Raw genomic sequence first — 16,261 nt, 5'->3', positions numbered from 1 at the left:
CGCACGCCCATCGACGACGCACGGCGCTCCGACAGCGCGCGCTGGACGCCACGCGTCTTCCCTCCCGTCCCGGTCGCTCCACTTCATCGCGGCCTTGCTGCTGCTACTTGGTCTGCTGCCGACCGGGTCGGCGGCGCAGACGCTTCACGGCGCCGAGATTGCGGCTGCATCGGAGCGCTTCGGCATCCCAGAGGCTTGGATCAGGGCGGTCATGCGCGCCGAAAGCGCCGGCGATCGGCTCGCTGTGTCGCACCGTGGCGCCATGGGGCTGATGCAGGTGATGCCGGCGACCTGGGCAAGCCTGCGCACGCGGCACGGCCTCGGCGCCGATCCCTTCGCACCGCAGGACAACATCCTGGCGGGCACCGCCTACCTTCGGGAGATGCTGGACCGCTTTGGATCGGCGCCGCTCATGCTGGCGGCCTACAACGCCGGTCCGGGACGAGTGGAGGCCCATCTGGTGGCCGGACAGCCGCTGCCGGCGGAGACGCGAGCGTATGTCGCGGCCCTCGCGCCGATGATGACCGGCGGCGCTGGCAATGCGGCGCCTGGCCAGCTTGCGGCGAGAACGGCGCACGGTCCCGACGGCATCTTTGTGCTGCTCGGCGGTGACGCACCGGCGGAGACAGCAGCACTGGCCCGGTCGATCTTCGTGCCTGTCGCGGACACATCGATCACCGCCGGTGGGCAAGCGGCGCAGCCGATGGCTCGCAGATCCCGAACAGCCGAGGCGCCCGAGTTTGACGGCCCGGGAACCGATCGCGACCACATTTTCGCCATTCGTCGTGGCAGCGGTGGGCATGATCAGTGACCGCCACGCAGCGCGGGATCGCGCAGCCCCTTTCCGCTCAGCATGCGTCGCCCCCCCGCGCGCGCTGATGTGCTGCTGTAGTGTCATCGGATACCGCCGGGAGGGACAACGGAAGTGGAGAGCCGGGCATCTCAGGAACCCCGACCGCCGATTGCCAGATAAAAGCAGGGCTGGCGGTCGGACGTATGTCACTAATCCAACACAGAAATCCCCGCCTCGCGCCGAAGTGGCGGCTGGCTCTTCCTGCCAAAATCCAAAGCAAATCAACGGCCTCAGCGCCAGCCGCCGCTGCGCGCCGGCGGCTCGGCGGCCATGACGACCCGCGACGACGATCTGAACGTCCGCCCCGGCCGCATCGGCGACACACGTGCGCCAACCCGCCGGTCGCAGAGCTTCGTCGGTCAGGTCATGCGAGCTGTCCGCAAGGCCGGCCATACCGGCCCCGGCTTTGGCGGCGGGTCGCGGGCTAGCAACCGCTCGCGTTTCGGGCGGGGCCGCGCCGCTGCGGCACAGGCAGCGCTTCGCTCGCCGTCGCGCCGCGTCGTGATCAAGGCGCGCGTCGTGCGCCATCAGGGCACGCGCTTCCGCTCCGCCTCCCTCGCCACCCACATCTGCTACCTTCAGCGCGATGGGGTGACGCGCGTCGGCGCCAAGGCCCAGCTCTTCGGCGCGGGCACCGACAATGCCGACGGCCGGGATTTCGCGGAGCGCTGCGCCGATGACCGGCACCACTTCCGCTTCATCGTCAGCCCGGAGGACGCGCCCGCGCTCGCAGACCTGAAGGCCTGGACGCGCGACCTGATGCGCCAGGCCGAGCAGGATCTTGGCAGCCGCCTCGACTGGGTCGCGGTCGATCACTGGAACACCGACAACCCCCACGTCCATGTCCTGGTGCGCGGCCGGGCCCAGGATGGCGGCGACCTGGTGATCTCGCGCGACTACATCTCGCGCGGCTTCCGCGGCCGCGCCGAAGCGCTGGTCGAGCTGGAACTTGGGCCGCGGACCGAGAAGGAGATCCGCAGCGCATTGGAGGCTGAGGTCGGTGCCGAGCGCTGGACCGGTCTCGATCGTGCCCTCCGCGCCGCCGCCGATGAGGGTGGCGGCATCCTGGACCTGCGCCCCGGCGGCGCGGACGCTGCCGATCCGGAACTCCGCCGGCTGATGATCGGCCGGGCGCAGACCCTGGAGCGGTTCGGTCTCGCCGACCGGCATGGTCCCGCGGTCTGGACGCTCAAGCCCGGCATGGAGGAGACGCTTCGCGACCTCGGCACCCGCGGCGACATCATCAGGACCATGCACCGCGCCATGCAGGGCCTCGGTGCCGAGCGCGCGGCCGGTGACTTCGCCATCCATGGCGACCGTCCCGAGCCCATCATCGGCCGCCTCCTCGAGCGCGGCATCGCCGACGAGCTCAAGGGCAGCGGCTACGCGATCATCGACGGCGTCGATGGCCGCGTGCATCATGTCCGCTTCGCGGATATCGATGCAACCGGCGACGGGCACCCAGGTGCGGTCGTCGAACTCCGTCGCTACCAGGACGTCGGCGGGAGGGAACGCAGCGCTCTGGTCGTGCGGTCGGATCTTTCGGTCGAGGCGCAGGTCACCGCCAATGGCACGACCTGGCTGGACCGGCGCCTGCTGGACCGCGGGGCGCTACCACTGGCGGGGCAGGGCTTCGGTGCGGAAATCGAGGGCGCGCTCGCGCGCCGGACCGAGCATCTCGTCGCGGCCGGTCTCGCACGACGGCAGGGTCAGCGCGTGGTCTTCGCGCGCGACCTGCTCAACACGTTGCGCCAGCGCGAGGTGGAGGCGGCTGCCGCGCGGGTAGCGGCCGAGACGGGCAAGTCATGGCGGCCGGCGCGGGAGGGTGACCCTGTCTCCGGGGTGTTCACCCGACGCCTCGACCTGGCCTCGGGGCGCTTTGCGATAATCGAAGACGGGCTGGGCTTCCAGCTTGTACCGTGGAAGCCATCAATGGAGCGACAGCGAGGGCTGGCCGTGGCAGGGAGCATTGCGCCTGGCGGCGGTCTCGAGCTCACACCCACGCGCAAGCGAGGCCTCAGCCTCTGAGCGGATGCCGCGCCACCGCATCGGCTAGGTAGGCGTCCCCGCCGTTTCGCGCGATGCGCTCGCCGCGGGCACGATGCCGGCCGCTGGCCGCTTGAAGGTCACCGCGTCAATCGCGCACCTCTCATGGCATGTCCGCCGCGCTCCCCACCCGTCGATGACCGCCACCAAGATCCTCTGGGGTCAGGTCCTGGTCGTCTTCCTGATCGTCCTCGCCGCGGTCTGGGGTGCGACGCAGTGGGTCGCCTGGCGCCTTGGCTACCAAGCGCAGCTCGGGCAACCGATGGACGTCTGGGGGAGCGTGCCGGTCTACCCCCCGCCCGCCTTCTTCCTCTGGTGGTACTGGTATGACGCCTACGCGCCGAGCGTGTTCTACGAGGGCGCCATCATCGCCGTCGCCGGTGGCTTCGCGGCGATCGGCATCGCCATCGGCATGTCCGTCTGGCGCGCCCGCGAGGCCCGGGACGTGACCACCTACGGCTCGGCCCGCTGGGCGACGGAGCGCGAAGTGCGAGACGCCGGGCTGCTTGCCCCCGATGGCGTCGTCCTCGGCTGGTTCGCGCCGCGCTACCTCCGGCATGACGGCCCCGAGCATGTGCTGTGCTTCGCGCCGACCCGCTCCGGCAAGGGCGTGGGGCTCGTGGTGCCGACACTGCTGACCTGGCCCGGCTCGGCCATCGTCCACGACATCAAGGGCGAGAACTGGCAGCTCACCGCCGGCTGGCGGGCGCGCTTCGGCCGGGTGCGGCTCTTCGACCCCACCAACCCGGCGAGCGCCGCCTACAACCCGCTGCTCGAGGTGCGCCGCGGCGACAGCGAGGTGCGCGACGTGCAGAACATCGCCGACATCCTGGTCGACCCCGAAGGCGCGCTGGAGCGACGGAACCACTGGGAGAAGACCAGCCACTCCCTGCTGGTCGGCGCCATCCTGCACGTTCTCTACGCCGAGCAGGACAAGACGCTCGCCGGCGTCGCGGGCTTCCTCTCCGATCCACGCCGCCCGATCGAGCGCACACTGGCGGCGATGATGACGACGCCCCATCTCGGCAACCGGCCACACCCTGTCGTCGCCTCCGCCGCGCGAGAGCTGCTCAACAAGTCGGAAAATGAACGATCCGGTGTTCTATCGACCGCGATGAGCTTTCTCGGTCTATATCGTGATCCGGTCGTCGCGCAGGTGATCCGCCGCTGCGACTGGCGGATCGCCGACCTGGTCGAGGCGCGCGAGCCGGTCACGCTCTACCTCGTCGTCCCGCCCTCCGACATCGTGCGGACCAAGCCGCTGGTACGACTCGTGCTGAATCAGATCGGCCGGCGCCTGACCGAGGCGCTGGAAAACGATCGGCGACGTCATCGGCTGCTGCTGATGCTGGATGAGTTCCCCGCACTCGGGCGGCTCGACTTCTTCGAAAGCCAGCTCGCCTTCATGGCTGGATACGGCATCCGGTCCTTCCTCATCGCGCAGTCCCTGAACCAGATCGAGCGGGCCTACGGACCCAACAACGCGATCCTCGACAACTGCCATGTCCGCGTTGCCTTCGCGACGAATGACGAGCGCACGGCGAAGCGCGTCTCCGATGCGCTCGGCACTGCGACTGAGATTCGGGATAGCCGGAACTATGCGGGGCATCGCCTTTCGCCCTGGCTCGGCCACCTCATGGTCAGCCGCCAGGAGACCGCGCGGCCGCTGCTGACGCCGGGCGAGGTGATGCAGTTACCACCGACGGATGAGATCGTCCTGGTCTCGGGCTGCCCGCCAATCCGCGCGCTGAAGGCGCGCTACTACGAGGACAGGCAGCTTCGCGCACGCGTGGTGGCGCCGCCGGACCCCGTATCGGTTGAGCCGTCAGTGCCCCGCCCGGATGACTGGAGCGCGCTTAAGCCCCCCGCGTTTGAGGCAGCAAAATCCGCCTCCGCCGCGATCGACAATACGGAGGGCGGCATCCGACGGGAGCCTACCCTGCCGGAGCATGAGCAGATCGCGCCTGAGCCAGGGCCGCCGTCCGATAAAGAGTTCGTCTTCTCGGAGGACGAGCAGGACGACGATGTCGCCCGTACGCGGGCCCTCGCGGCGCGCGCACGTCGCTTGGTACGCCAGGCGGCGCTCGACCCCGATGACGGCATTGCCCTCTGACCCGCCATGAGGACCAAGGCAACTTTCCGGCTGCCCCCGGGTCTGATGCGCCGCCTCGCCGATTACGCGACGCGCAAGCGCATGAGCCAAGCCGTCGTGGTCGAGGCCGCACTCGAGAGCTACCTGTCGCCGGACGGTCCTGAGCGGCTGGAGGCAGCCCTCGCACGTCGGCTCGATCGCCTGTCGCGTGTCAGCGAGCGGCTGGAACGCCACACCACCATCGGCAATGAGGCGTTAGCCCTGTTCGTACGGTTCTGGCTGACCAGTACGCCCGCATTACCGGACACTGCTCCGGCCGCCACTCAGGCCAAGGGACGAGAACGTTACCAGGCATTTATAGAGGCGCTAGGACGCCGACTGGTTCAAAGCCGGGGTCTTGCAGATGAGGTCGCTTCTGAGCGTGAACCAAGTCAATCCGACTAGCGGCGGCGACGCTTTCGGTGGAGGTGACGAAGCGAAGGATGCCGTGACCATCCTCACCATCCCGCCCGAACGCCTCTGACCCATCAGCGCATCGCGCCTGATTCTACCGTGGCCAGCTCTGGTGAAGGTCGTCGATCACGAAGGCATGGCGGTGGCGAAGCGCGCCCGTCGGATCCGGTCGCGCATCATCCAGATGTGCATGCCCGGGTGGAAGCTGATCGTGAATGTGCTCGACCTCCTCGGCATCATTCCTCGGCCACAGCAGCATGGCCGCTACCAACCCCACGGCGCCGAGCGCAGCGAGCACCAGGAAGGTGGCATCCATGCCCGCTGCAGCGCCGAACCGCCCTGCCACCGGATAGGCGACAAGCCAGCAGGCGTGGCTGAGTGCGAACTGCGCCGCAAACAATGCAGGGCGATCGCCGGCATGAGCTGAGCGTCGTAGCAACCGTCCGCTCGGCGTCAGCACGAGCCCGTTGCCAAGGCCCAGCAGCATCCAAAGCGGCAGCAGCATCGACCAACTCGGCACCAGCAGCCCGATCAGCAAGCCCGCAACAAGCAGTCCGGCACCGGCCAACATGGCGGTGCGGTCGGTCATCACGCCGTCGAGCAGCCGCGGCACCGCGAGTGCGGCAAGCATGGAGCCGGCGCCATAGGCCGCCAGCGTCCAGCCCAGCTCGGCTGCGCCCAGGCCGAAGCCCGCGCGCACGAGCACCACGGTGTTCACGATCACCATCGCGCCGGCCATGGCCACTGTGACGTTCAGCGCGAGCAGCCCGCGCAGTCTGGGCGTGGCAAGGTAGATGCGCGCACCGCGCGTGATGCGGCCCCAGGCGCCCTCCTCCGTCGCCAGTGGCTTGGGCGAGGGCAGCGCCACGTTCAGCACGAGAACGGCCGAGGCGAGGAAGCCCAGCGCATTGCCGGCGAACAGCCAATGGAATCCGATCAACCCGAGCAGCGCAGCGGCGATCGCGGGGCTAACGAGCGCCTCCAGGTCGTAGGCGAGGCGCGAGAGAGACAGCGCCTTGGTGTAGCCGGCCTCATCCGGGAGAATGTCGGGGATGGTCGCCTGGAAGGTCGGCGTGAAGGCGGCGGAGCCAGTTTGCAGCACAAAGATCAGCACATAGACCTGCCAGATCTCGGTCACGAAGGGCAGCGCCAGTACAACCGCGGCGCGCAGCAGGTCGAGTGCCACCAGCAGGCTGCGCCGAGGCACCAGATGCACGAAGGCTCCGGCGACGGGCGCGATGCCCACATAGGCGATCATCTTGATTGCCAGCGCCGTGCCCAGCACGGTCCCGGCATCGGCGCCGGCGAGGTGATAGGCGAGCAGCCCCAGCGCGACCGTGGAGAGGCCCGTGCCGAGCAGCGACAAAACCTGCGCCGCGAACAGGCGGCGATAGGTCAGGTTGGCAAGCGGGCTGAACATGGAGGGCATCCGTGTGCCATTCTATGGCATCAAACGAACGGCGACACGCGCCGGTAGCGACACCAAAAGTCAGGATTCGATTGAACAGTAGGCATGCTGGACGTTTCCCCCCCCCCATTATCGGCTGGCCCCTTTGGGAACGTCCTCCGCCCGGCGCCGGAGCTCTTGCGGCCAAGTGCTGGCAATATAGGCAATGACAGCCGCGATCTCTGCGTCGGTGAGCACGCCCTCGAAGGCGGGCATGTCACTCTCGTAGCCCGGCACAAGGCCGGTGACCCCCTTGCGGGTCAACTCGATCAACTGGGCAGTCGGGTGGTGCCAAGTGTGGCCTGTGGCGTCATGCGGCGGCGCGGGCAAGCGGCCGTTCGGCCGGCGCGTCCGCCAGTTCGGCTGGCCCTCGAGTTTCACACCGTGGCAGGAGGCGCAGTTCTCCGCATAAACGCGCCGCCCGAGATGGATACTTGCCTCGTCTCCCTCCAAGCTATCACTGCTTGGTCTCCACAGGTTCCACCCCCCCCCCCCGCGAGCGCCGCCGCCACGACTACACCTACTGCCGCGGCGAGCAGGTGGGAATGAACCCGCATCAGTTGCGTCGTCCGAACACGTATTTGGCAAGCGCGAGGATCGCCAGGACAAGAAGGGCAAGGAACAGCAGCCCAACCACACCCATTCCCCAGAACATCCCGCCACTCATCATCGTTTCATTCATCATACTCTTCCGTGCCCTCCTCAGCAGCGATCAGGCATCTTCAATCGAGCCGCGTCGCCCTGAGCCGCAGCGCGTTGCCCACAACGCTCACCGACGATAGCGCCATCGCCGCCGCCGCGATGATGGGCGTGAGCAGAATCCCGAATATCGGATACAGCACGCCCGCGGCGATCGGCACGCCGGCAGCGTTGTAGGCGAAGGCGAAGAACAGGTTCTGCCGGATGTTGCCCATCACGGCCTCCGACAGCCGCCGCGCTCGAACGATCCCCATGAGGTCACCGCCGAGCAGCGTGATGCCCGCGCTTTCGATCGCAACGGCCGTACCCGTGCCCATGGCGATGCCGACCTCGGCAGCCGCCAGCGCAGGCGCGTCGTTCACGCCATCACCCGCCATCGCCACGCGACGCCCTTCGACCTTCAGCTTTTCGATGATGCGCTGCTTGTCCTCGGGCAGAACCTCCGCCTCGACCTCTGTGATGCCAAGGCGCCGCGCCACAGCCTCCGCCGTCGTGCGGTTATCGCCGGTCAGCATCACCACCCGCACGCCATCCTTCGCGAGACCCGCGAGCGCCGCTGGTGTCGTCGCCTTGACTGGATCGGCCACGGCGACAATTCCGAAGGCGCGGCCATCCACCCCCACGAAGAAGACGGTGGCGCCATCCCCACGCAGGCGCTCGGCTTCCGCCGACAGCGCGCCGACATCCACCTTCGCCTCGTCCATCAGACGGGCGTTACCAACCGCGACCTGGCGTCCCTCGACCGCCCCCGTCACGCCACGTCCGATTGGCGCATCGAAGCCCTCGACCGCCGGTACGGCCAAGCCGCGCTTCTCCGCCGCCCGCACCACGGCTTCAGCGAGCGGATGCTGGCTCGGCCGCTCCAACCCCGCAGCTAAGCGCAAAACCTCATCCTCGGCCACGCCCACCGCCGGGATCACCGCCACCACGTCCGGCCGCCCCTGGGTAAGGGTGCCGGTCTTGTCCACGACCAGCGTGTCGATCCGCTCCATGCGCTCCAGCGCCTCGGCGTTCTTGATGAGCACGCCGGCCTGCGCGCCCCGTCCCACGCCCACCATGATGGACATCGGTGTCGCCAGCCCTAGCGCACACGGGCAGGCGATGATCAGCACCGTCACCGCGGCGACCAAAGCAAAGGCGAGGCGCGGCTCTGGTCCCCATATCGCCCAGACCGCGAAGGCAACTATGGCTATTGCCACCACCACCGGCACAAACCAGCCAGAGACCTGATCGGCCAAGCGCTGGATCGGCGCGCGGGAACGTTGCGCTCCCGCGACCATGCGGACGATCTGCGCCAGTACCGTGTCCTGGCCGACGCGATCGGCGCGCATGATGAAGCTGCCCTGGCCGTTCAGCGTGCCGCCGACGACCTGATCGCCCACCGTCTTGGTGACCGGCACTGCCTCACCCGTCACCAGGCTCTCATCGACGTTGGAGGTGCCCTCCAGCACCGCGCCGTCGAGCGGCACCTTGTCGCCTGGGCGGACGCGGAGCCGATCGCCGACCACGATTGCGGCCAGCGGGACTTCCTCATCTGATCCGTCGTCCCGCAGCCGCCGGGCCTGGGCTGGTGCCAGATCGAGCAAGGCGCGGATTGCGCCGCCTGTCTGCTCGCGCGCCCGAAGTTCGAGCACCTGCCCGAGCAGCACCAGCACGACGATTACCGCAGCCGCCTCGAAATAAACGGCAACCGAGCCATCGGTCGCGCGGAAGGCCGCCGGGAAGATATCAGGCGCCAAGGTGGCCACGACGCTGAACACCCAGGCGACCCCAGTGCCCAGGGCGATCAGGGTGAACATGTTGAGGCTTCGGTTCACCAGGCTCTGCCAGCCCCGGACGAAGAACGGCCAGCCAGCCCAGAGCACCACGGGTGTCGCCAGCGCCAGCTGAATCCAGTTGCCGACGCGCGGCCCGCCGACGAGGTGCATCATCCCCGTCAGGTGGCCACCCATTTCCAGCAGGAAGACCGGGATGGTCAGCACAAGGCCGATCCAGAAGCGCCGGGTGAAATCCACAAGCTCCGGGTTGGGTCCCGTCTCGGCCGAGGGGGTTTCAGGTTCGAGTGCCATGCCGCAGATCGGGCAACTGCCGGGGCCCGGCTGTCGGATCTGCGGGTGCATCGGGCAGGTGTAGATGGTGCCCGGCGCCACAGCCTCGGCGCGCAGCGGGGCACCTGGCTGCAGATACTTACCAGGCTCGGCGATGAACTTGGTGCGGCAACCTGCTGAGCAAAAATGGTAGGCATGCCTTGCATGATCGGCGTGGTGAGCCGTCTTTGCCGGGTCCACCGTCATGCCACAGACCGGATCCTTCACGGTTCCCGATGCCGAGGCAGTCCCTTCAAGCTCAGGATCGTGCTTGCCGTGGGCGGTGTGGGGGCCGTGATGTTCCATGTCCGTCTAACTCCTCAGCGCGCGAAAGGTCGCGCGGGCGGCCGCACTGTCAGCATCGCCAGTGGCGGCAACAGCAGCCATTGAAGGAAAGGGGTGAGCCCGGTTCCCCACGGCGGAAGGCGCGGCATGGCGGCCGTGTAGGCCCACGACTGGCGCAGATCGACGTTCAGCCACTCGCTGAACACCGTGTATCCAAGGCCCGCCAGGGTCGTGGTAACGGTGACGCGTCCCCACCCCCGGCTCGGCCATTGCCAGGCTCTCGTCAGCAGTATCGCGATCGCCAGCGCGGCAGCGGCGATCATCGCGTCCCCGCCGGTGCAATGACCGACGGCGAAGGCAATCTCGCCCGGCGTTCCCTCCGCCCACAACGTGTAGAGGGGGAGCTGCGCCACTTCCCAGATCAGATTCAAGGCTACCATGACCGCGAGGTAGCGTGCCGCGGGGGTGGCCAAGGCAGCCCACCCTTGCGGCGCAAGTTGCATCATTTGGCGCCGGTGCCACGATCTGAACCAGCATTTTGCCCGCCTCCGCCGTGGCCATGCCCGTGGTGCATGAACAGGTGCAACAGCGGACAGGCGAGGAGGATAGAATACGGTAGCGCGCCGAACGCGTGGCCCCAATGCTCTCGCAGGACGTAGAAGGCCGCGACTAGCGCGAAGCCGATCACGGCGATTCCGGTGCGGGTGCGCCACCAGGATGGCGCGCCCTGCGCATGGACGCCAACCATGCGGTCCATGTCACCGCATCCCCATCCGCATGCCGCGCAGGTGCTCGGCCATTAGCTCGTCGGCGGTGCGGCGCTGCTCCTCGGACAGCGCTGCATAGAGCGGTGTCGCCGCCGCGCTGACCGCGCGAATCGCTTCCAGATGGGCGGAGAGCAGGGCGATACGGCGCTCCATCTGTTCTGGCGCGGTGCCAGGGCCGGTGCTGCTGCCCATCGCCTGCTGCATTGCCTGCCGAAGCCTGTCGCTCTGGGCGCGAACCGCATCCGCGAACGCGTTCCATTGAGAGATCTGGCCGTCCGTGATCCGCAGCTCAGCGCGGAAAAAGGCCAGATGTCCCTCAATCCGGCGGAAGGGCTGCATCGATGCAGCTGCCATCCGGCTCTGCATCATCTGCTGCATCATGCGGCCCATGTCGCCACCCATCATTCCGGCACCCGGGCCTGCCATGCCGGGACCTGGCGCGCCGTGTTGGGCTGGCGGCGTCGCTGGCTGCGGGGCGCCGGTGGGCGCTCCGGGATGATGGGGATCGGTTGCTCCGCCAGCAGGTGCTGGCGCTTGCGCGAGCGCCGTTCCGGCCACTCCGAGCGCCAGAATGGCTGCCGTTGTGAAACTGCTGAGCTTCCTCATGGTCTTGTCCTCTTCGGTTGTTGGGCAACCGTGTTGTGAGACGAACGGGAGCCGGTTGAGTGCGCGCAGGGTGCCGCCCGGCGTCGGCTCAGAGCGTCACCGGGGAGGCGTATGCGCCAAAAAGGCACGCAATTCGGTGATCTCCCGCTCCTGCTCGCGGATCACGGCTTCGGCCAGTCGGCGCATCGCCAAATCCCGACCGTGCGCAAACTGAATGCGCGCCATTGCGATCGCACCCCCATGATGGGGGATCATGGAGGCCGCGAAATCGAGGTCCGCATCGCCCGTGAAAGTGATGGCCATGTCGCGGTGCATCTTCTCGTTCGCAGCTAGAAAGGCGACGGTCGAGGGGACTGCCTGCCCGATGCGCCCAGCTGCTGCGCGGTGGGTGCGTGCTGCATCCCGGGCGTGTGACCAGGCGCATTCGGCATTTGGCCGTGCATCATCGTGCCGTCCGGCATGAGATGCCCTGGAGAAATGCCCTGCGACACGGCGTAACCGAGGCCAGCGCTAAAAAATATGCCGGCTGCGAGAGACAGCACGAAGGATTTGCGAGGCATCAGATGGCTTCCTTCCCTTGAACGATCTGCATCATCAAGTCGGCGTATATCTCCGGCTTCACAGCGCCAGGACGAAGCATGTCGCCGTGGGATCAGGCGGTGATGCGCTCGGCCTGCCAACCACCATCGCGCAGCGCCTGCTCGAGACGCGCTGTATCCATGGTCGACTTCACGGAGGCTTCGCGCGTGTCCAGCTTGATATCGATTTCCGCCTGCGGGTCGACCTGCCGGAGCGACGCCGTTACGCCCTTCGCGCAGCCGCCGCAGTTCATGTTTGTGATCCGAAAGCGATGCATAACGCCCCCCTAATGAAATCTCGCCTCCTCACATGTGGTGATTGCCACAAGGGTAAGGTCAAGAGGCGCAACAGTGTGCGACAAGCGATTTCCTGGACGGCCGATTTCGCGCAACCTTCCGCGCATCGGCCGCTGTCGCCAGGTTCGCCAGTAAGATTTAAATCGCCCCCTAACGCCCAGGTCTTTCGGCCAAGAGGACAAAGGCTGTCAGCGCGTCCGCTGCGATCCCATGGACCGGTCCATCTGGTCGCATTGTGTCATCATCTGCTGCATGTCAGAGGACAACTGCGCACCCTGCTGCACCGACTGCCGCATCTGGGCGCAGTGCGTCATCATCGCCTGATGATCCATGCCCCCCATACTGTGTCCCTGCATGCCGGACATTCCCTGGCCCGGCGGTGCCTGTGAGCCACTCGCGCTCCGCGCTGAGGCCGCTGCGGGAGAATTCTGCTGCGGTGCACACGCAGCTGCGCCCACGGCGAGCAGCACAGCCAAGCTCACGCCGATACCCCTGGTCAGTCCTATCACGGCATTCTCCTCTTGCTCGCCCTTGTTGACGCCGACCGAAGGACCTTTGAGCACCGTCGATTGGCGCGAGCCCTTCATAATGCGCGAATCTCCCCAATGGTTGTAAAAGTCCTCCACCAGCAATACTTTGTCTCATTGTAGCAGAGCCGTGGACACCTTTCTCGGCGATCATCCCTACGACATGCTGCGCGGCTCCGTCGCTGGTGGGTTGTGTGAGGAAGAGTAGGGATCTTCCGCTGTAGCTCCCCGGGCGTCCGGACGCTTCTTGAGCGCAATGCCTTAATGAGAACCAAGACGCTGGAGCGTCCCTTCGCGGCTGCTGCGAGGATCGGCGAGCGCAGTATGCAGAAGGCAGGATGCAGTGCGCCCGCGGCCACCGGGATCAGCGCGCCATTGTAGGCGGAAGCCGAGAACGGGTTCTGGCGGATGTTCCGGATCGTAGCATGGCCAAGAGCAATGGCGTTCGGCACGCCGAGTAGGTCGCCGCGTATAAGCACCCCGTCGGCGCTCTTGATGGCGATGTCAGTGCCTGCTCCGCGCCTCGAGCCGGCGGTCAAGCAGGATCAGGGTGGCGATGACAGCCTCCGCCTCGTAAAAACCGCCAGTGCCTGCGCAGGTAGGTAAGCGTCCTCTGCTGACTGCCTTGTGGCGGGTATCGCTGATCGGCTGATCTCCTGTGATGCTGGGCGACGCGGATGTCCGTTGGCGCCCTTACGCCTAGGGGTAAGGTCGTTGCCGGACGGTCGTGTGAGCGAGGTGATCAGCGTGGTGGCGCGTCGTCGGCGGTGGCCGGTCGAGCAGAAGCTTGCGTTGGTTGAAGAGCTGTCGCGGCCTGGGGCATCGGTCGCGGCTGTGGCGGACCGGCACGGGATGAGCCGCAGCTTGCTGTTTGATTGGCGGCGCCAGGTGCGAGAGGGAACGATGCCTGGGGTGGTGCGCGCTGATGCAGCCTCGACGTTGGTCCCGGTGCGCGTGGTCGAGGCTGCGGCCTCCAGGCAGGCACCGTGCCCGCCATTGTCGTCGCGCAGGCCTGTCGTGCGACCAGTCAAGGCCGCAGCGATGGTCGAGGTGGTGCTGACAAACGGCCGGGTGCTGCGCATCTCCGAGACGATCCGGCCTGAGGTGCTGGGGCGTCTGGCGGCGGCGCTCGACGCCTGATGCTATCGCTGCATGCCGGGATGCGCGTGCACCTCGCGCTCGGTGCGACGGACATGCGCAAGGGCTTCGACGGCTTGGCCGCGCAAGTGCAGACGGTGCTGAAAGCCGATCCATTCTCCGGTCACCTGTTCCTGTTCCGCGGCAGGCGCGGCGATCTCCTCAAGGCGCTTTGGTGGGACGGCCAGGGCCTGGTGCTGCTGGCAAAGCGGCTCGAGAAGGGCCGGTTCATCTGGCCGACGATCGCGCGCCAGGGTGCGGTGACGTTGACGACGGCGCAGATGGCGATGCTGCTGGAGGGGCTGGACTGGCGCACGCCGACGCCCAGCTGGAAGCCCGAGATCGCGGTATAGAAATGCGGCGTTCCGCGCAGTTTCACCTTGCCCCGACGCGGCTGTGTTTGGGACGATTTCTGCGTGACGCCGCACCCGAACAGCGCGCCGCCTGAGGATCCCGCCGCCCTGGCGGCGATGATCGCGGCGCTGCACGGTGAGCTGGCCGAGGAGCGCGCGGCCCGTCGCATCGCGGAACTTGGCCTGCAGGCCAAGACACTCGAGGCGGAGCGGCTGCGGGTGCAGATTGCACGACTGCGGCATGAGCGGTTCGGGCGATCGTCGGAGCGCCTGGCCGGTGAGGTCGCGCAGTTGGAACTGCGGCTCGACCGGGTGCTCGCCGACATCGCCGCCGCGGGTGGCGACGGTGACACCGAGGATGAAATCGCCAACGGTCCGGCGCCGGAGGAGAAGGTCCGACGCCGCGGCCGCCGCCCGCTGCCGGAGAACCTGCCGCGGCGGGATGTCGAGCACCTGCTCACTGGCGGCTGCGCCTGCCGATCCTGCGGCGGGGTGCTGCGCAAGGTGGGCGAGGACGTGACAGAAATTCTGGAATACCGCCCCGGCCGGTTCGAGGTGGTGCGCCATGTCCGGCCTGCGTTCTCCTGCCGGAGCTGCGAGGCGATGACGCAGGCGCCGATGCCCTCGCTGCCGATCGAGCGTGGCAGGCCCGGCCCGGGGCTGCTGGCCCATGTGCTGGTCTCGAAATACTGCGACCATCTGCCCCTCTACCGCCAGGCAGAGATCTACGCCCGGGACGGGCTGGATCTGCCCAGGGGGCTGCTGGCGGGGTGGGTTGGCAGGTCGGCCGCACTGGTCGAGCCGATGGCGGCGTTCATCTGTCGCCATGCGCTGTCCGGCCCGCGCATCCATGCCGACGACACGCCGATGCCGATGCTGGCACCGGGCCGCGGCAAGACGCAGACGGCAAGGGTTTGGGCCTATCTCCGCGACGATCGGCCGTTCGGCGGGCGCGACCCGCCCGTGGTGTTCTATGAGTTCACGCCGGACCGTAAGGGCGAGCATCCGCAGCAGCGCCTGCGCGACTTCCAGGGCATCCTGCAAGCCGACGCGTACTCCGGGTTCAACGCGCTCTACGAGAGCGGCCGCGTGGTCGAGGCGGCGTGCTGGACGCATGCGCGGCGCTACTTCCACGATGAGATGCTGGCCAACGGCAGCCCGATCGCGCGCGAGGCGATCGAGCGAATGGGGCCGCTGTTCGCCATCGAGGCTGACATCCATGGGCAGCCGCCGGAGGCCCGCCTCGCCGCCCGCCAGACCCGCTCGGCGCCGGTGATGGCGGACCTGCATGCCTGGCTGGAGGCGACGCTACGGCGGATCTCCGGCAAGTCGGACCTGGCCAAGGCCATCCGCTACACGTTGGCGCAGTGGGACGCGCTGACGACGGTGCTGCGCGACGGCCGCGCCTGCCTGCACAACAACGCCGCCGAGCGCCGGATGCGCCCGCTCGCCCTGGGCCGGAAAAACTACCTGTTTGCCGGGTCGCTTGAGGGCGGCAGACGGGCTGCGATCATCTACACCCTGGTCGGCACCGCCGAGCTCAACGGCTGGGATCCGCAGGCCTACCTGCGCGTGCTCCTCGACCGCATCGCCGACCACCCGATCAACCGCATCGGCGAACTCGCACCCTGGAACCTCCGGCCCGACGCCACCTGAGCCGCGTCAAGCCGCAACGGCCGCAGCCGTCAGCGCACGCTTACGCAGGTAGCAGCCCCGGCGCGAAAGCTGCCACGACCGAGTAGGCCCAAGCGGTGCCGGTGCCGATCGCTACCAGCGAGAGTCCATGCTAGGCGCACCGCGCAGCAGGTCGGTCAGCCCTTCAAATGGAAGCACAGGCCAAGCCCGAAGAGCATCACCGCGGCCAGGGCGAAATGCAGTTACCAGAACACCTCCATCCGATCGCGCCGGCTATCCAAAGATGCAGCGCACGCACAAGGTGGCCCACCATCTCGAGTACGAACAGCGGCAGCGTAAGCGTCGCGGCAAGCTGAACCGCGCCGGGTTTGCCGGAGGCTCCAACCGTTGAGAGGATGG

Annotated in this window: 17 protein-coding genes; 7 read left to right on the top strand and 10 right to left on the bottom strand. The window is 67.7% G+C overall.

The window, feature by feature from the left end; genetic code table 11:
* Nucleotides 1–94 precede the first annotated feature (94 nt).
* From HB662_RS10945 to HB662_RS10930, 4 genes are all read left to right on the top strand, one after another.
* A complete protein-coding gene (locus tag HB662_RS10945) occupies nt 95–811 on the top strand; it encodes a lytic transglycosylase domain-containing protein (protein WP_209443226.1) in 717 nt (238 codons plus the stop codon).
* A gap of 312 nt (nt 812–1,123) precedes the next feature.
* Nucleotides 1,124–2,881 carry a relaxase/mobilization nuclease domain-containing protein gene (locus HB662_RS10940; RefSeq protein WP_168049750.1) on the top strand — a complete coding sequence of 586 codons (1,758 nt, stop codon included), beginning with the start codon at nt 1,124–1,126 and terminating at the stop codon, nt 2,879–2,881.
* A gap of 154 nt (nt 2,882–3,035) precedes the next feature.
* Entirely contained in the window at nt 3,036–5,012 is a 1,977-nt protein-coding gene (locus HB662_RS10935) for a conjugal transfer protein TraG (protein ID WP_168049749.1), read from the top strand.
* Nucleotides 5,013–5,018: 6 nt separating this feature from the next.
* A complete protein-coding gene (locus HB662_RS10930; protein ID WP_168049748.1) occupies nt 5,019–5,435 on the top strand; it encodes a CopG family transcriptional regulator in 417 nt (138 codons plus the stop codon).
* A 103-nt stretch (nt 5,436–5,538) separates the two neighbouring features.
* On the opposite strand, the gene HB662_RS10925 is transcribed toward HB662_RS10930, so the two are convergent.
* The 10 genes from HB662_RS10925 to HB662_RS10885 all read right to left on the bottom strand — a co-directional run bounded on the left by HB662_RS10925 (nt 5,539) and on the right by HB662_RS10885 (nt 12,842).
* On the bottom strand, nt 5,539–6,864 hold the full coding sequence (locus tag HB662_RS10925) for an MFS transporter (RefSeq protein ID WP_168049747.1): 1,326 nt from the start codon (nt 6,862–6,864) through the stop codon (nt 5,539–5,541).
* Nucleotides 6,865–6,981: 117 nt separating this feature from the next.
* A complete protein-coding gene (locus HB662_RS10920) occupies nt 6,982–7,344 on the bottom strand; it encodes a c-type cytochrome (protein WP_245185575.1) in 363 nt (120 codons plus the stop codon).
* A gap of 103 nt (nt 7,345–7,447) precedes the next feature.
* Nucleotides 7,448–7,576, bottom strand: a complete 129-nt coding sequence (locus HB662_RS29695) for a hypothetical protein (protein ID WP_280864153.1) — start codon at nt 7,574–7,576, stop codon at nt 7,448–7,450.
* Nucleotides 7,577–7,613: 37 nt separating this feature from the next.
* Nucleotides 7,614–9,983 (bottom strand): heavy metal translocating P-type ATPase, encoded by a 2,370-nt coding sequence (locus HB662_RS10915; RefSeq protein WP_168049746.1) that lies wholly within the window; start codon nt 9,981–9,983, stop codon nt 7,614–7,616.
* Between the two features lie 14 nt (nt 9,984–9,997).
* The gene (locus HB662_RS10910; protein WP_209443225.1) at nt 9,998–10,435 is read right to left on the bottom strand and encodes a hypothetical protein; all 438 of its coding nucleotides are present in this window, start codon (nt 10,433–10,435) and stop codon (nt 9,998–10,000) included.
* 29 nt (nt 10,436–10,464) lie between these two features.
* Nucleotides 10,465–10,719, bottom strand: a complete 255-nt coding sequence (locus HB662_RS10905; RefSeq protein ID WP_209443224.1) for a DUF2933 domain-containing protein — start codon at nt 10,717–10,719, stop codon at nt 10,465–10,467.
* 1 nt (nt 10,720) lies between these two features.
* A complete protein-coding gene (locus tag HB662_RS10900) occupies nt 10,721–11,335 on the bottom strand; it encodes a Spy/CpxP family protein refolding chaperone (RefSeq protein ID WP_168049745.1) in 615 nt (204 codons plus the stop codon).
* A gap of 96 nt (nt 11,336–11,431) precedes the next feature.
* Nucleotides 11,432–11,701 carry a CopM family metallochaperone gene (gene copM, locus HB662_RS10895; protein WP_168050077.1) on the bottom strand — a complete coding sequence of 90 codons (270 nt, stop codon included), beginning with the start codon at nt 11,699–11,701 and terminating at the stop codon, nt 11,432–11,434.
* Between the two features lie 286 nt (nt 11,702–11,987).
* Nucleotides 11,988–12,191, bottom strand: coding sequence for a heavy-metal-associated domain-containing protein (locus HB662_RS10890; RefSeq protein ID WP_168049744.1), 204 nt, complete (start codon nt 12,189–12,191; stop codon nt 11,988–11,990).
* A gap of 207 nt (nt 12,192–12,398) precedes the next feature.
* Entirely contained in the window at nt 12,399–12,842 is a 444-nt protein-coding gene (locus tag HB662_RS10885; RefSeq protein WP_230411004.1) for a hypothetical protein, read from the bottom strand.
* A gap of 624 nt (nt 12,843–13,466) precedes the next feature.
* Between HB662_RS10885 and tnpA the strand changes: the two genes are divergently transcribed.
* From tnpA to tnpC, 3 genes are all read left to right on the top strand, one after another.
* Nucleotides 13,467–13,877: an IS66-like element accessory protein TnpA gene (tnpA, locus tag HB662_RS10880; RefSeq protein WP_168049743.1), complete on the top strand. Its 411-nt coding sequence runs from the start codon at nt 13,467–13,469 to the stop codon at nt 13,875–13,877.
* Nucleotides 13,877–14,227: an IS66 family insertion sequence element accessory protein TnpB gene (gene tnpB, locus HB662_RS10875; RefSeq protein ID WP_168049742.1), complete on the top strand. Its 351-nt coding sequence runs from the start codon at nt 13,877–13,879 to the stop codon at nt 14,225–14,227. The genes tnpA and tnpB overlap by 1 nt, the downstream gene beginning before the upstream one ends.
* A gap of 117 nt (nt 14,228–14,344) precedes the next feature.
* Nucleotides 14,345–15,883, top strand: a complete 1,539-nt coding sequence (gene tnpC, locus HB662_RS10870) for an IS66 family transposase (RefSeq protein ID WP_168050075.1) — start codon at nt 14,345–14,347, stop codon at nt 15,881–15,883.
* Nucleotides 15,884–16,261: the final 378 nt, after the last annotated feature.

The sequence above is a fragment of the Falsiroseomonas frigidaquae genome, assembly GCF_012163145.1.
Taxonomy (GTDB): domain Bacteria; phylum Pseudomonadota; class Alphaproteobacteria; order Acetobacterales; family Acetobacteraceae; genus Falsiroseomonas; species Falsiroseomonas frigidaquae.
This window is presented reverse-complemented; position numbering and strand designations above follow the sequence as displayed.

What these genes read in the sequence shown, in the direction of transcription:
- HB662_RS10940 (WP_168049750.1), top strand. Translation starts at nt 1,124, where the DNA reads ATGACGACCCGCGACGACGATCTGAACGTCCGCCCCGGCCGCATCGGC.
- HB662_RS10935 (WP_168049749.1), top strand. Translation starts at nt 3,036, where the DNA reads ATGACCGCCACCAAGATCCTCTGGGGTCAGGTCCTGGTCGTCTTCCTG.
- HB662_RS10930 (WP_168049748.1), top strand. Translation starts at nt 5,019, where the DNA reads ATGAGGACCAAGGCAACTTTCCGGCTGCCCCCGGGTCTGATGCGCCGC.
- HB662_RS10925 (WP_168049747.1), bottom strand. Translation starts at nt 6,864, where the DNA reads ATGTTCAGCCCGCTTGCCAACCTGACCTATCGCCGCCTGTTCGCGGCG.
- HB662_RS29695 (WP_280864153.1), bottom strand. Translation starts at nt 7,576, where the DNA reads ATGATGAATGAAACGATGATGAGTGGCGGGATGTTCTGGGGAATGGGT.
- HB662_RS10915 (WP_168049746.1), bottom strand. Translation starts at nt 9,983, where the DNA reads ATGGAACATCACGGCCCCCACACCGCCCACGGCAAGCACGATCCTGAG.
- HB662_RS10905 (WP_209443224.1), bottom strand. Translation starts at nt 10,719, where the DNA reads ATGGACCGCATGGTTGGCGTCCATGCGCAGGGCGCGCCATCCTGGTGG.
- HB662_RS10900 (WP_168049745.1), bottom strand. Translation starts at nt 11,335, where the DNA reads ATGAGGAAGCTCAGCAGTTTCACAACGGCAGCCATTCTGGCGCTCGGA.
- HB662_RS10890 (WP_168049744.1), bottom strand. Translation starts at nt 12,191, where the DNA reads ATGCATCGCTTTCGGATCACAAACATGAACTGCGGCGGCTGCGCGAAG.
- tnpB (WP_168049742.1), top strand. Translation starts at nt 13,877, where the DNA reads ATGCTATCGCTGCATGCCGGGATGCGCGTGCACCTCGCGCTCGGTGCG.
- tnpC (WP_168050075.1), top strand. Translation starts at nt 14,345, where the DNA reads ATGATCGCGGCGCTGCACGGTGAGCTGGCCGAGGAGCGCGCGGCCCGT.